General features: G+C 62.6%; 13 protein-coding genes. 6 read left to right on the top strand and 7 right to left on the bottom strand.

The window, feature by feature from the left end; genetic code table 11:
* Positions 1-54: 54 nt before the first annotated feature.
* Positions 55-1,080: a LacI family DNA-binding transcriptional regulator gene (locus tag ACMUVN_RS19465; RefSeq protein ID WP_414815396.1), complete on the bottom strand. Its 1,026-nt coding sequence runs from the start codon at positions 1,078-1,080 to the stop codon at positions 55-57.
* A gap of 94 nt (positions 1,081-1,174) precedes the next feature.
* On the opposite strand from ACMUVN_RS19465, the gene ACMUVN_RS19460 reads away from it, so the two are divergent.
* From ACMUVN_RS19460 to ACMUVN_RS19450, 3 genes are all read left to right on the top strand, one after another.
* Complete coding sequence (locus ACMUVN_RS19460; RefSeq protein ID WP_414815395.1) at positions 1,175-2,362, top strand: phytanoyl-CoA dioxygenase family protein; 1,188 nt, start codon at positions 1,175-1,177, stop codon at positions 2,360-2,362.
* 90 nt (positions 2,363-2,452) lie between these two features.
* Positions 2,453-3,274 carry an SDR family oxidoreductase gene (locus ACMUVN_RS19455; RefSeq protein WP_414815394.1) on the top strand — a complete coding sequence of 274 codons (822 nt, stop codon included), beginning with the start codon at positions 2,453-2,455 and terminating at the stop codon, positions 3,272-3,274.
* A gap of 95 nt (positions 3,275-3,369) precedes the next feature.
* Positions 3,370-4,281 carry an SMP-30/gluconolactonase/LRE family protein gene (locus ACMUVN_RS19450; RefSeq protein WP_063475261.1) on the top strand — a complete coding sequence of 304 codons (912 nt, stop codon included), beginning with the start codon at positions 3,370-3,372 and terminating at the stop codon, positions 4,279-4,281.
* 9 nt (positions 4,282-4,290) lie between these two features.
* On the opposite strand, the gene ACMUVN_RS19445 is transcribed toward ACMUVN_RS19450, so the two are convergent.
* The 5 genes from ACMUVN_RS19445 to ACMUVN_RS19425 all read right to left on the bottom strand — a co-directional run bounded on the left by ACMUVN_RS19445 (position 4,291) and on the right by ACMUVN_RS19425 (position 9,362).
* A complete protein-coding gene (locus tag ACMUVN_RS19445) occupies positions 4,291-5,031 on the bottom strand; it encodes a ThuA domain-containing protein (RefSeq protein WP_414815393.1) in 741 nt (246 codons plus the stop codon).
* 34 nt (positions 5,032-5,065) lie between these two features.
* Positions 5,066-6,148, bottom strand: a complete 1,083-nt coding sequence (locus tag ACMUVN_RS19440) for an ABC transporter ATP-binding protein (RefSeq protein ID WP_127430699.1) — start codon at positions 6,146-6,148, stop codon at positions 5,066-5,068.
* A gap of 19 nt (positions 6,149-6,167) precedes the next feature.
* Positions 6,168-7,079, bottom strand: coding sequence for a carbohydrate ABC transporter permease (locus ACMUVN_RS19435; RefSeq protein WP_414815392.1), 912 nt, complete (start codon positions 7,077-7,079; stop codon positions 6,168-6,170).
* A gap of 1 nt (position 7,080) precedes the next feature.
* A complete protein-coding gene (locus ACMUVN_RS19430) occupies positions 7,081-7,968 on the bottom strand; it encodes a carbohydrate ABC transporter permease (protein ID WP_414815391.1) in 888 nt (295 codons plus the stop codon).
* A 101-nt stretch (positions 7,969-8,069) separates the two neighbouring features.
* A complete protein-coding gene (locus ACMUVN_RS19425) occupies positions 8,070-9,362 on the bottom strand; it encodes an ABC transporter substrate-binding protein (RefSeq protein ID WP_047616172.1) in 1,293 nt (430 codons plus the stop codon).
* 204 nt (positions 9,363-9,566) lie between these two features.
* Here ACMUVN_RS19425 and ACMUVN_RS19420 point away from each other — a divergent pair, with 204 nt between their 5' ends.
* The 3 genes from ACMUVN_RS19420 to ACMUVN_RS19410 all read left to right on the top strand — a co-directional run bounded on the left by ACMUVN_RS19420 (position 9,567) and on the right by ACMUVN_RS19410 (position 13,927).
* Positions 9,567-10,571, top strand: coding sequence for a Gfo/Idh/MocA family protein (locus ACMUVN_RS19420; RefSeq protein WP_183906221.1), 1,005 nt, complete (start codon positions 9,567-9,569; stop codon positions 10,569-10,571).
* Between the two features lie 12 nt (positions 10,572-10,583).
* A complete protein-coding gene (locus ACMUVN_RS19415; protein ID WP_047616168.1) occupies positions 10,584-11,582 on the top strand; it encodes a LacI family DNA-binding transcriptional regulator in 999 nt (332 codons plus the stop codon).
* Positions 11,583-11,683: 101 nt separating this feature from the next.
* Complete coding sequence (locus tag ACMUVN_RS19410; RefSeq protein WP_183906222.1) at positions 11,684-13,927, top strand: glycoside hydrolase family 2 protein; 2,244 nt, start codon at positions 11,684-11,686, stop codon at positions 13,925-13,927.
* 6 nt (positions 13,928-13,933) lie between these two features.
* On the opposite strand, the gene ACMUVN_RS19405 is transcribed toward ACMUVN_RS19410, so the two are convergent.
* Positions 13,934-14,582: ABC transporter ATP-binding protein (locus tag ACMUVN_RS19405; protein ID WP_414815390.1), on the bottom strand; the 649-nt coding region annotated here is incomplete at its 5' end.

The following is a 14,582-nucleotide window of genomic DNA, read 5'->3' as shown; positions in this document are numbered from 1 at the left end:
CGTGCTTGGTCTGAGCTGTAGCCCGAATTCGGCACGGAAGGAAAGTCAATTGGCTCAATCGCCCGCGGGCATATTGTAGGGCGTGATGATTTCGACCGTTGAAAGCGAGGGCGAAACCGCCCGCCCCGACGCTTGTGCCCGGCTCATGATCGCCCTGAAGGCCGAGCGCGCATCGGTTCTGAGATCGTGATGCAGCACGAAGCCGATCCGACGCGCGGCAAGCAGGGCGCGATTATCGGCATCGAGATCATGGGCGACGAAGACGCGGACGGGACGTTGGGCCGCATCGAAGGCCGAAAGCACCGCCCGGTTGCCACCGCCGATCGAATAGACGGCGTTGATGGCGGGATCGGCGGCAAGCGCTGCCGCCGCAAGCGTTCCCGTGGCGGCATCGGTGCCGTGCCCCTCGCTGATTTCGGTAATGCCGATGTCGGGATAATGGGCGCGGATGCTGCGGCGAAAGCCGATTTCGCGCTCCTCCTCGCCGCGGAACCGCCCGCTCGACAGAGTCACCAGCACCTTGCCGCCATGGTCTCCAAGGAATTCGCCGATCAGATAGGCGGCGGTCTCTCCCGCCGCCCGGTTGTCGGCGCCGGTATAAGCGATGCGGGCCGAATTCGGCAGGTCGGTCACCAGCGTCACCACGGGAATGCCCGCCGCATCCGCCCGGGCAACCGCGGCAGCCACCTCGGCGACGTCAGGCGCCTTGAGCACAATGCCGTGCGTACCACGCAGCCGGATGCGATCGAGAAGCTGCACCAGTTCGGCCGGCTTCATCACCTCGGCGAAATGGAACCGGCAGCGGAAGACGCCGGGCAGGAAGGCCGCCATCTCCGCTTCGAAGGCAGTGCGCACCGCATCGCTGAAACGCTGTGGCGTCTCCATGACGATATCGATCGCCAGCACACGCCCGCTGCCCATCGCCCCCGCCTGCTGCTTCTCCAGCTCAGCGATCGCCGCCTTCACCCGCATCTCCGTCTGCCGGCGCACGCCCGGCCTGCCGTTCAGCACCCGGTCGACGGTCGCGGTGCTCAGGCCTGCCTGGAAGGCGATGTCCTTGACGAGAAAGCGATGGACCATGGCCGGGCCTGATGGTTTTTTGATGGATTTCTGATCTATATCACCTGGCATCGCGGCGTATAGTGCCTCCATCGGAAAGAGGGAGGAGCCCGCCATGAAAACCGACAACCCGCAGACACTGCGCGCCGACCGCGTCTGGCTGAGCGAAGAGGCCTGCGATCTCGACGATTTTCGCGACCTTGCGGAAAAAACGACGGTGCTTGCCGATTACCCCGCAGCGTCTGCGGTCGAAAAAAACGTGCTGATCTATGACAGCCGCAAGGTGATGGCAGCCGCCGCAACGCCGGAAGGCCGGCGCGCCGTGTTGGCGGAAATCTGCGAGGTCTTCAGCGAAGGTCCTGGGGTCGTCGTGTTCAAGCGCGCTTACGAAGACACCGGCATCATCGACCGCGCCAGCACGATCTTCGATGCGATCATCGAGGAGCAGCACCGCACCGCGACCGGCGGCGGCGATCACTTCGCCAAGCCTGGCGCCAACGATCGCATCTGGAATTCGCTGGAAAAACATTGCCTCGCCGATCCGGCAAATTTCGCCGAATATTACGGCAATCCCATCATCGCGCTGGCAAGCGAAGCCTGGCTCGGCCCGAGCTACCAGATGACGGCGCAGGTCAATCGCGTCAATCCGGGCGGCGCGGCGCAGTCGGCGCATCGCGATTACCATCTCGGCTTTCAGTCGTCTGCGGTGATCGAGCAGTTTCCGGCGCATGTGCACCGGCTCTCGCCGGTACTGACACTGCAGGGCGCGGTCGCCCATTGCGACATGCCGCTCGAAAGCGGCCCGACGCTCTTTCTGCCGCACAGCCAAACCTATGTGCCCGGTTATCTCGCGCTGAAACGGCAGGAGTTCCGCGATTATTTCGAAACCCATCATGTCCAGATGCCGCTCGAAAAAGGCGACGTCGTCTTCTTCAATCCCGCCCTTTTCCATGCCGCCGGCACCAACCGCTCGGCCGACATCAAGCGTGTCGCCAACCTCCTGCAAGTCTCCTCCGCCTTCGGCCGGGCGATGGAAACCGTCAACCGCGAGAAGATGAGCGCCAGGCTGTTTCCCGCCTTGAAGAGCTTGCAGGAAAAGCTCTCGCCTGATGAAATCGCCAACGCCGTCGCCGCCTGCGCCGAAGGTTATTCCTTCCCGACCAATCTCGACCGCGACCCGCCGCTCGGCGGACTGGCGCCGAAGACACAGGCGCAACTGATGCACGAGGCGCTGAAGGAAGGCTGGAGCGACGAGGCCTTTACCGCAGCACTTGCGGCGCAGGCGCAGAAGAAGCTGAGCTGATTGGAAGCGTAAGTCTCTTGTATCCGTACTGACACAAGCCTCCCGCATCCGCGGGAGGCCATTCGCACATCATCACAACGGAGGAACCACATGAGCACAGACCACGGCCGTCTCGACGGCAAGATCGCCATCATTACGGGCGGCACGCAAGGCTTGGGCGCCACCATCGCCCGCCTCTTCGCCGAGCGCGGCGCAAAGGGCATCGTCATCTGCGGCCGCAACGAAGCCAAAGGTAATGCGAAGGCCGCGGAGATTTCGGACGTGACCGGCGCCAGGGTCGTTTATGTGAAGGCCGACCTCGGCAAGGTCGAGGAGGCGCAGAATGTCGTGCGCGCCTGCGATGAGGCCTTCGGCCGTGTCGACGCGCTGGTCAATGCCGCCGCCATTACCGATCGCGGCACCATTCTCGATACCAGCCCGGAGCTCTTCGACGCCATGTTCGCCGTCAATGTGCGCGCGCCGTTTTTCCTGATGCAGGAAGCGATAAAGGTGATGCGCCGCGAAAAGATCGAAGGCACCATCGTCAACATCGGCTCGATGTCGGCCAAAGCCGGCCAGCCCTTCATCGCCGCCTATTGCGCCTCCAAGGGCGCGCTGGAAACGCTGACGAAGAACACCGCCTACGCGCTGCTGCGCAACCGCATCCGCGTCAATGGTCTGAACATCGGTTGGATGGCCTCCGAAGGCGAGGACCGGATCCAGCGCGAATATCACGAGGCACCGGCCGACTGGCTGGAGAAGGCGGCGGCAAGCCAGCCCTTCGGCCGTCTCGTCGATCCGCACGAGGTGGCGCGCGCCTTCGCTTACCTGTCGTCTTCCGAATCCGGCCTGATGACCGGCTCGGTCATCTGCTTCGATCAGTCGATCTGGGGCGCCTACGACGGCTCGCCGCATCCGGTCGCAGCCCTCTGAGAAAGGCAGAGCCCGGCAATTCCGTCGCTGGGCTCTGGCACCTCCAGGTTTTTGCCGCTAGGAAAAGAACGGCAGCATTCAGGGAGGAAACTGGCATGGGCGACAATCCGATTTATGAGATCCGCGACGAACGCTTCGGTGCAATGATCATCGGCAGCGCCGCCCTCGAGGAGCTTTATTCCGGCTGCCGCTGGACGGAAGGCCCGGTCTGGTTTTCCGACCTGAACTGCCTTCTCTGGAGCGATATCCCGAATGAACGGATGATGCGATGGACACCGGATGGGACGGTCTCCGTCTTCCGTTCACCGTCCAACTACGTGAACGGCAATACCCGCGACCGGCAGGGCCGGCTGGTCTCCTGCGAACATGGCGGCCGCCGCGTCACCCGCACCGAGACGGACGGCACCATCACCGTTCTCGCCGACAGCTATAGGGGCAAACGGCTGAATTCGCCGAACGACGTCGTCGTGCACTCCGACGGCGGGGCCTGGTTCACCGATCCGACTTACGGCATCCTGTCGGATTACGAGGGCCACAAGGCCGAGCCCGAGCAGCCGACCCGCAACGTCTACCGGATCGATCCGGCAAGCGGATCGATCGACGCCGTCGTCGAAGATTTCATCCAGCCGAACGGCCTTGCCTTCTCGCCCGACGAGACGAAGCTCTATATTGCCGATTCCGGCTCGGCAAAACATGACGTGCCGCGCCATATCCGCGTTTTCGACGTCATCGACGGCAGGAGGCTTGCGAATAGCCGTTACTTCTGCAGCCTCGACGTCGGCAATCCCGACGGCTTCCGCTTCGATGTCCAAGGCAATCTCTGGACGAGCGCCTCCGACGGCGTCCACTGCTTTTCGCCCGAGGGAACGCTGCTCGGCAAGATCAGGGTGCCGCAGACGGTGTCCAACCTCACCTTCGGCGGCCCCAAGAAAAACCGGCTCTTCATCACCGCGACGCGTTCGGTCTATTCGATTTATATCAAGACGACCGGCGCACAATATCCATAGGTCAGGCCTTCAGCTGTCGGGACGCCCATGCAGCGGCTCGGCCCGATGCCAGTTTTCCAGGATGCGGCCATCTGTGTGTTTCTGCTGCGCCCAGCGGATGCCGTTCGAGATCACCTTATGCACGATCTTGTCGTGATAGATCGGGTAGGTTTCGTGGCCGGGGCTGAAGAAGAAAATGCGCCCGCGCCCGCGCTGGAAGGTGCAGCCGCTGCGGAACACCTCGCCACCGGTATACCAGGAGATGAACACAAGCTCGTCCGGCTGCGGAATATCGAAGGGCTCGCCGTACATTTCCGAGGCATTGACCTCGAAATAGGGCGGCAGTCCCTCGGCGATCGGATGCGAGGGATTGACCACCCAGACGCGTTCGAGGTCGCCATCCGGCGTCTCGCGCCAGGAAAGGTTGGCGTTGGTGCCCATCAGCCGGCGGAAGAGCTTGGAATGATGGCCGGAATGCAGGACCAGCAGGCCCATGCCCTTCAGCACACGCTGCTGCACGCGGTCGATCAGCCCGTCGCTGACCTCGTCATGCGCCATATGCCCCCACCAGAGCAGCACGTCGGTATCATCGAGCACGCTGTCCGGCAGGCCTTCATCGGGATCATCCAACGTGCCGCGGCGGATTTCGAAATCCGGATGGGCAATACCGGCGGCGATCGCGCCGTCGATACGGTCGGGGTAGATCTCCTGGACCTCCCTGTGGAGCTGTTCGTGGCGTCCTTCGTTCCAGATGGTGACCTTGATTGTCATGGCATTCCTCGATGTTTGGGCGATGGTTCAGGTGTCAGGCAGTTGCCGGACGGATCACTCGGCCGGCGGAATCGAACAGATGGCAGGCAGCGGGATCGGCCATCAGCGGCACGCGGTCGCCCGGCCGCACCGCGATATCGCCTTCGGCGCGCACCACGATCGGTTGCTGCGGCGAGCCGACGGTCATGTAGGTCTCGACGCCGAGGCGCTCGACGATGACCACCTCGGCGGTGAAATTTCCCCGCCCCTCCGGCGCGATCTTCAAATGCTCCGGCCGGATGCCGAGCTTGGCCTCGCCCTGCGGCACGACCCCGTTCGCATCGGCAAGATCGAGCGAAAGCCCGATCGGGCTGTCGAGATGCAGCCTGCCCGCTGAGGCCTGCGTCGCGGTGACCGGGATGACATTCATCTTCGGCGAGCCGATGAAGGTCGCGACAAATTCATTCTCCGGCTGATGGTAGAGCGCCATCGGCGCCCCCGCCTGGGCCACCAGGCCCTTGTTCAGCACGACGATGCGGTCGGCCATCGTCATCGCCTCCACCTGGTCGTGGGTGACGTAGACGACAGTTGCCTTCAGCTCGCGGTGCAGACGCTGCAGCTCGGCGCGCATCTGCACGCGTAGCGCCGAATCGAGGTTCGACAGCGGCTCGTCGAACAGGATCAGCGCCGGTTTCTTGATGATGGCCCGGCCGATCGCCACACGCTGGCGCTGGCCGCCGGAAAGGGCGGCCGGGCGGCGGTCGAGATAGTCGGTCAGCTGCAGGATCTCGGCGACGGCTTCGACCTGCCGGCGGATTTCCGCCTCCGGCACCTTCTTCAGGCTGAGGGAGAAGCCGATATTTTCGGCAACACTCATATGCGGATAGAGCGCATAGGACTGGAACACCATGGCGATGCCGCGCTTGTCGGGCGGCACGTCGTTGATACGCTTGCCGTTGAGGATGAGGTCGCCGTCGTCGATGCCTTCGAGGCCGGCGATCATCCGCAGCAGCGTCGACTTGCCACAGCCGGACGGGCCGACGAAGACGGCGAATTCGCCGTCTTCCACGGTGATGTCGACGCCTTTGATGACCTCGAGCGCGCCGTAGAATTTGCGAACGTTTCTGAGATTGATCATCTGTTTCTCTTTCTTGATCTCAGCCCTTCACGCCGCCCGAGAATGTCTGGACGAGGAAGCGCCGCGCAAAACCGAAGGCGACGACGGCAGGCAGCAGGTAGATGAAGGCCAAAGCCGTCAGCAGGCCGTAATCGATCTCGTTGATGCGCAGGAAGGCCCGGAAGAGACCGAGCGGCAGCGTCTGCAGTTCCGGTGACGACAGGAAGATCAGCGGCAGAAGGAAGTCACCCCAGGCCGACATGAAGGCGAACAGCCCGGCGGCCGCAAGCCCCGGCAGCGCCAGCGGGATCAGCACCCGGCGGATGCGCTGGATCAGTATCGCTCCATCCATCAGCGCCGCCTCTTCGTAATCCCTCGGCAGCCCGTCGAAGAAGGTCTTCATGATCCAGAGCGCCAGCGGCAATTGCATGGTCGCCAGCACCAGGATCAGCCCGAGATAACCGTCGATAAAGCCGGTCCAGCGCATGATGTCGCGGGCATAGCTGCCGAAGATCGGCCTGAGCACTGCCGCTTCCGCATTGTTCAGCGTCAGCAGGAACTTGTAGAGCGGCACGACCAGCGCCGTCGGCGGCAGCACCCGGATGAGCAGGATCGCGTAGAGGAAGGGCAGCTTCCACCAGGCCCTGGTACGTGACAGCGCATAACCACCGAGCCCGGCAAGCACCATGACCAGCAGCGTCGCACCGCCGACCACGAAGAGCGAGTTGAACAGCCACTTCGCCCCGTCCTCCTTGGTGAAGACCTTGATATAGTTGGCGAAGGTCCACTGCTCCGGCCAGTGCAGGAAAAGCTGCGCATTGCCGTCGAGAGAGGCGAGCAGCACCCAGAAGAAGGGAACCGCGCAGAAGATCGAGATCAGCGACAGCGTCGCATAGGCGACGAGGTCGGAGCGGCCTTTGTTTGCGGTCTCGCTCGGGGAAACGACGGCCATGTCAGACCTCCACCTTCATGGCCCGGACATAGGCGATGCCCAATATCAGCGAGATGACGAGCGCGACGACCGCGACCGCCGCCCCATATCCCAGCTGGAAGGCCGTGAAGGACTGGTTGTAGATATAGATGCTGACGACCTCGGTCGCCCCGCCCGGCCCGCCGCGCGTCAGCGCATAGACGAGGCCGAAGACGGCAATGGTGGAGACGGCCGAGATCAGCATGTAGAGCAGGATCGTCGGCATCATCAGCGGCAGGGTGATGCGGCGAAACATCTGCGGCGGTGTGGCGCCATCCATGCGGGCCGCCTCGTAAATCTCCCCCGGTATGGTGCTGAGGCCCGCGGTCAGGAGGATCATCGCCGTGGCGATGCCGCGCCAAGTGTTGACGACGATAATCATCGACAGCGGGAAGACCTGCAGCCAGTCGGCCGGCGCGACACCGAAAAAGCTGACGATGCGGCTGAGCGTGGCATTGTCGCCGCCGGCCAGCATCGAGATCCACATGAAGCCGGCGACGACCTCAGGGGCGGCATTCGGCAACAGGATGATCGACGAGAACAGCCGCCGGAAGCGGATCGGCCGGCGCAGCGCCATTGCCGAGATCAGCCCAAGCACGAACTGGCCGATCACTGCCGAACCGATGACGAAGACGAAGGTGACGAACAGCGCGTTCCAGAACTTCGCGTCGTTGAGGAGCCGCGTATAATTCCTGAGACCGACGAAGCGGGGCCGCAGCGCCGCAGCCCCGGTCAGCGCCTCATTGGTAAAACTCAGATAGATGGAATAGAGGGCCGGATAGATGACGAAGGCCAGAAGCAGCACCAGCGAGGGCAGCAGGATCAGCAGCCACTGCCGCTCGGCGCGCTTTTCATGAGAGTTTCGGGCCATGGAAGCTCACAACCTTGTCGAATGAAGCCGGCTTATCGAATGAAAGAGAAGACGCGGGCGATGCCGCCGCGTCCCCGTTCGCTGGGAAGGAAAGCGGAGGCTTACTTGACCATGTCGTCGCCGAGCGTTTCCTTGACGTAGTCGACAAGGATCTTCTGGGCGCCGGCGGCGTCGGTTTCCTTGCGCAGCAGCGCTTCGGTGGCCCGCGCCACACCTTCGGAGACCGTGCCGAAGCCGGAGGCCTGCTTCAGGAACACGCCGTTCCCGGCCGCCGCATGGATCGGAACCAGTTCCGTCAGCTTCTGGAACTCGGCATTGTCGGCCGCGTCCTTGCTGGCGGGAATATTGCCGATGCGGGCGGCGTAGGAAACCTGTGTCTCGATCGAGCCGATCTCCATCAGCGCCTTGATCGCCAATTCGGTGTTGGCCGACTTGGAATTGACCGCCCACGGCGCGGCGAGATTGGCAAGCACATACTGGCCGCTGCTCTGGCCCGGTACTGTCCAGGTGCCGACCACCTTCGTCACGTCGGGAATCGGATTTTTGCTCTCGCGGCCCCAGTCGAAAATATAGCACCAGGAGCCGCAGGTGGTGGCGGCAAGCTTGCCTTCCGGGAACATCTGGTACTTCGGCACGACCCAGGGCTCGGGTCCGAGCAGCGGCTGCGTCGGCATCAGATCCTTGTCGATCAGTTCCTTGTAGACGTTGAAGACATCCTTGATGCCTTCGCCATTCAGATCGAGCTTGCCGTCGGCATCGACGAGCTGCGGCGTCTTCGAACCGACGAGCAGGTGCTGGAAGCCTTCGTCGAAGGCACCGCTTCCCCAGGAAACGCCGGCCGGGAACAGCAGGCCATAGGCGCCGGTTTTCTGCTTGATTTCGGCGGCACGATCGAGAAGCTCCTGCCAGGTCTTCGGCTGTTCGGTCGAGATGCCGGCCTTTTCGAGTACGTCCTTGCGATAATAGATTTCCTGGATGCCGAGCATGAACGGCATCACATAAGTCTCTCCATCCGGGCTGACGGCAAGCTCCTTGGCGACATCATAGAGTTTGGCGTAGCCATCCCAGGCCTTGAACTCCTTGGTCACCGGCGCGAGGTAGCCGGCTTCCACCATGTCGGCGACGGCGGCCGTCGTCGGGATGGAGAACAGGTCGGGGGCGTTGCCGGCGCCGAGCTCCGTCAGGAGTTTCGTCAGGTAATCCTTGTCCGGCGCCGGATATTCGATCACCTCGACGGTGACGCCGTATTTCTTTTCGATCCGCTCGACCGTCGACTTCATCGCGTCGATGCCGGCCTGACCGTGATTTGCAATTCGGATTGTTTCAGCCTGCGCCAGCGTCGAAACCGCGCTCAGCAGAACGGCGCACAGGCCGCCAAGAACCATCTTCTTCAACGGAAGTCCTCCCTTTTTTAGAGACACGGCGCCCTCCAGCACCGACCGCGAAAATGTACACGCATTCCCAATGCTGACAAGATGGTTTTTAAAAAGATTCGTTATTGGGTTTTAATATACTGATATTACTTATATAATTAAATATTGCCATCACTGTAACGTTTGTGTAATCGTGTGCACAAATGCAATCAGGGAGGAAATTTCATGACTGGGAAATTGCGCCTCGGCGTCATTGGTGCCGGCCTGAAGGCGGCGGAATATGCCACGAGCTGGGTCAAGATGCCGGAGATCGAATTTGCTGCACTCGCCGACACCACGGCGGCTTCGCGCCAGCGCCTGCTCGACGTCTGCCTCGCCGCTGGCGCCCCCGAACCGAAGAGCTTCGAGGACTATCGTCAGATGCTCGGCCAGTGCCGGGACGAACTCGACATCGTCTACATCTCCACCCCGCATGCCTTCCATGCCGAGCAGGCAACTGCCGTTGCCGAGGCCGGCCTCGACCTCTTCCTCGAAAAGCCGATGGTGACGACAGTCACCGAGGCCGAGAGGCTGATCGCCGCGCAGAAGAAGAGCGGCGTCACCATCGTCACTGCCTTCCAGGGCGGCCTCTCGCCGCTGGTGCTCGACACGCGCCGGCGGGCGCTCGCCGGCGAATTCGGCGAACTGATCGCCATATCGGGCATGATCTGGGAAAGCTGGTCGTCGAACTATCATGGTCATTGGAAGCAGCAGCCTGAAATTTCAGGCGGCGGCTTCATGTTCGATACCGGCGCCCATATGATGAACACCGTCTGCCTGCTCGCCAATTCCGATTTCGACAGCGTTTCGGCCTACATGAACAACCACGGCAGGCAGGTCGACATCGCCACCGCCGTCTCCGCCCGGCTGAAAAACGGCGCGCTGACGACATTGACAGCCGCCGGCGAAGGCCCTCCGGGCTGCGCTTCCTACATCACCTTCTTCTATTCGAAGGCGATCGTGCGCATCGATGCCTGGGGCGGCTGGCGCGAGATCAGCGTCGGGCGGAGCGCCGAGCCGCGCGAGGAGGCCGAGATTCTCGGCAATCCGATGAAAAATTTCCTCGCCATTCGCGCGGGAAAGATGGAAAACTCCGGCTCCGTTGAAATGGGCCTCAGATTCGCTAGGCTATGGGATGCAATCAAGGAATCGGCAGCGGCCGACGGCGCTTCCGTCAGGATCGTCGCCTGATAGGCGCTGAAGATGAGCGGAATGAACAGACGGCGGATCACTTCGAAGGAACTGGCGAAACTCGCCGGCGTCTCCTCCGCTACCATTTCCCGCGCCTTCTCCCCGGATTCACGCATCGGCAGCGCCACCCGCGATCGCATCCTCGCCGTCGCCCGTGAACATGGCTACCAGCCGAATGCGATCGCCCGCTCGCTGAACAACCAGCGCTCGCGCCTCGTCGCATTGGTCGTCAATGCGATCGGCAACCCCTGCGAAGCCGAGGAACAGCAGCTTCTCGTCCACCGCCTGCAGGCAAGACAATTGCTGCCGATCATCCTCTGCTGCGCCGATCATTCCGACCGGCTGCAGCTGATGCGCCTCGCCTCCACCTATCAGGTCGATCACGTCGTCGTCTTTTCCGACATGGTGTCGATGCAGGATGCCGTCGACATCTTTCACACGACGAAGCCGATCATCGTCTCCTTCGAGCCGCTCGACAACGAAAACGTCTCCAGCATCCGCATCGACGGCTCTGGGGCCGCCGACGAGATCATCGACAAGATCGTCCGCGACGGCAAGAAGCGTTTCGCCTACCTCTCCGGCACCAATTCAAGCTGGATCGACAAGCTCAGGCGCAAATGGTTCGCCGATGCGCTCGCCAAGCGCGGCCTCTCTTTCGAGGCGCAGGCCTTCGGCGACTATTCCTATGATTCCGGCTTCAAGGAAGCCGTGCTGCTGCTGCACCGCGACAAGGTCGATGCCATCATCTGCGGCAACGACGTCATGGCGATCGGCGCACGCGATGCCGCCCGCCGGGTGATCGGCAAGAACACGCCTGACGATATCGCCATCGTCGGCCAGGACGGCATCGCCATGGCCGCCTGGGATTGCAACGACCTCACCACGCTGAGCCTCGACCACGTCGCCTTCATCGATGCCGTCGTCGAACTGATCGAACGCCATGACGCCGAGATCGAAGGCCCGCACAGCATCACACTCACCTGCACCGCCCGCTGGGGCTCGACCGCATAGCGGCACACATCCATTGCATCGAGGAGGAATACCGATGACCAGATTTTCACGCGCCGAAGGGCGCCGCAATGTCCCTGATGCCGTAAGCTGGAGAGCCTGAAATGCGTTCCGTCGTCTCCTTCAATGAAGGCTGGAGTTTCCATGAGGGCTTCGGCCAGCGTTTGCTCGAAACTTTCGATGCCGCCAAATCAGTCAGCCTGCCGCACACCGCCGTCGAACTGCCCTTCAACTATTTCGATGAGACCAGCTACCAGCGCGCCTTCACCTATCAGAAGGTGCTGCGCTGGCTGCCGGAGTTCGAGGGGCGCGAGGTCTCGCTCGTCTTCGATGCCGCCATGGCCGACAGCGTCGTCTATCTGAACGGCGAGGAAATCGTCGCCCATAAGGACGGCTACACGCCCTTCGAGGCCCGCCTCACCGGCAGGCTCGCCAGGGGAGAGAACCTCGTCACCGTCAAGATCGACGGCAGCGAGAACCCGGCCATTCCGCCTTTCGGCGGCCGCATCGATTATCTCACCTATGCCGGCATCTACCGCGACGTCTGGCTGAAGGTCACCGACCCGGTGTCGATCCGCAATCTCAAGATCGAAACCACGGACGTTCTTCGCCCGGAGAAATCGGCAACCGTGCGCGTCGATATCGCCAATCCCGAGAGCCGCAGCTTCTCGGCGACCGTCACCGCCACGCTGAAGCAGGCCGACGGCACGGTGGTCGCCACCGCCGCCACCGAAACGATCGGCAGCCGCACCACGCTCTCCTTCGGCGGCCTCACCGGCATCACCCTCTGGGACATCACCGATCCCACACTCTATGACGTCACCGTCGAACTCAGGACCGAGCACGGCTCCGACCGTGTCTCGACGCGGTTCGGCTTCCGCACCGCCGAATTCACGCCGGAAGGTTTTCTCCTGAACGGCAAGCCGCTGAAGCTGCGCGGCCTCAACCGTCACCAGGCCTTCCCCTATGTCGGTTATGCCGCCGGCCGCTCCGCCCAGGAGCGCGACGCCGACATCATGAAGACGGTGCTGAAGTGCAATATCGTCCGCACCTCGCATTATCCGCAGTCGAAATGGTTCCTCGACCGCTGCGACACGATCGGCCTGCTGGTTTTCGAGGAAATCCCCGGCTGGCAGCATATCGGCGATGCCGATTGGCAGCAGGAATCGATCGAGAACGTCCGCCGCATGATCGAGCGCGACTGGAACCACCCCTCGATCATCATCTGGGGCGTGCGCATCAATGAATCGCAGGACAATCACGATTTCTACGCCGAGACCAACCGGCTCGCCCGCGAGCTCGACAGCACCCGCCAGACCGGCGGCGTGCGTTATATCACCGAGAGCGAACTGCTCGAGGACGTCTACACGATGAACGACTTCATCCTCGGCAACGAGGAACTGCCGGGCGCCAACCGCCCTCGCACGACGCTGCGCGGCCAGCAGGAAAATACCGGACTGTCCCACAAGGTGCCGTACCTCATCACCGAGTTCAACGGCCACATGCACCCGACGAAGATTTACGATCAGGAGCAGCGCCAGGCCGAGCATGTACGCCGGCACCTGGACGTGCTGAACGCCGCCTACGGCGATGCCGATATATCCGGCGCCATCGGCTGGTGCATGTTCGACTACAACACGCACAAGGATTTCGGCTCCGGCGACCGCATCTGCTATCACGGCGTCATGGACATGTTCCGCGAGCCGAAATTCGCGGCCTATGCCTATATCAGCCAGTGCGATCCATCAGACGAGATCGTCATGAAGCCGGCAACCTTCTGGGCGCGTGGCGAACGCAATATCGGCGGCGTGCTGCCGCTGATCATCCTGACCAACTGCGACGAGGTGGAGTTGCAATATGGCGCGCTTTCCAAACGCATCGGCCCGGACCGCGAAAACTACCCGCATCTGCCGCATCCGCCCGTCGTGCTCGACCATCGCCACTTCACCGCCGATGAGCTCGGCACCTGGGGTCTCGAATGGATCGACGGCACCTTCACCGGCTATATCGACGGCAAACCGGTGGCCAGCCTGACGCTGGCGGCCGATCCGTTGCCGACGACACTTGAGGTCGTTGCCGACAGTTCGACGCTCAGAGCCCGCGAACGCGACAGCACACGCGTCATCATCCGCGCCCTCGACCAGAGCGGCCAGCGCCTGCCCTTCATGAATGACAGCATTTCGCTGAAGGTGCACGGCCCGGCAAGGATCGTCGGCCCGGCCACTGTGCCATTGCAGGGCGGCACATCAGGCTTCTGGCTGGAGGCGACGGGCTTCACCGGCGAGATCACCGTCGAAGTCGTTTCTACGCGTTTCGCACCGGTGACAACAAGCGTGACGGCCGCCTGACGGCCATCACCCGATCCTCGCCTGGCTTTCTGGATCGAAGAACACGGCCTTATCGAGATTGAAGGCCAGTCGGGTTGTCTGGCCAGGTGCAATGCCGGCATCGGCGCGCAGGCGGGCGACGACGGATTTGCCGCCGAGCTTGGTGACGGCGAAGGTGTCGGAGCCGGCCGGTTCGACGACTTCGATCAGGCAGTCGCCCTCGCTCAGCATGCGCGCCTTGCGGTCGGCGCCATCCGGATCGGTCAAGGCCTCGGGGCGGATGCCGAAGATCACCTGTCTGCCGGTATAGGTGGTCAGGCCATTGTTGCCAGCCATGACGGGGAGCTTGAGCGGGGCGGCATTCGGCCGCTCCAGCGAGACTTCGAGCCCGCCGGCGCCGTTTTCGACGGTGGCGGTCAAGAGGTTCATCGCCGGCGATCCCATGAAGTCGGCGACGAAGATATTGGAGGGGCTGTTATAGATCTCGGCCGGCGTGCCGAACTGCTGCAGCACGCCGTCCTTCAGCACGGCGATCTTGGTCGCCAGCGTCATCGCCTCGATCTGATCATGGGTGACATAGACGAAGGTGGTGCCCATGCGCTGATGCAGCCGCTTGATCTCGGTGCGCATGTCGACGCGCAGCTTGGCATCGAGATTGGAGAGCGGTTCATCGAAC

The sequence above is a fragment of the Rhizobium sp. IY2 genome (genome assembly GCF_047532935.1).
Lineage (GTDB): Bacteria > Pseudomonadota > Alphaproteobacteria > Rhizobiales > Rhizobiaceae > Rhizobium > Rhizobium anhuiense.
Note: the sequence above shows the minus strand (reverse complement) of the source record. Positions and strands in the feature narration are given on the sequence as shown.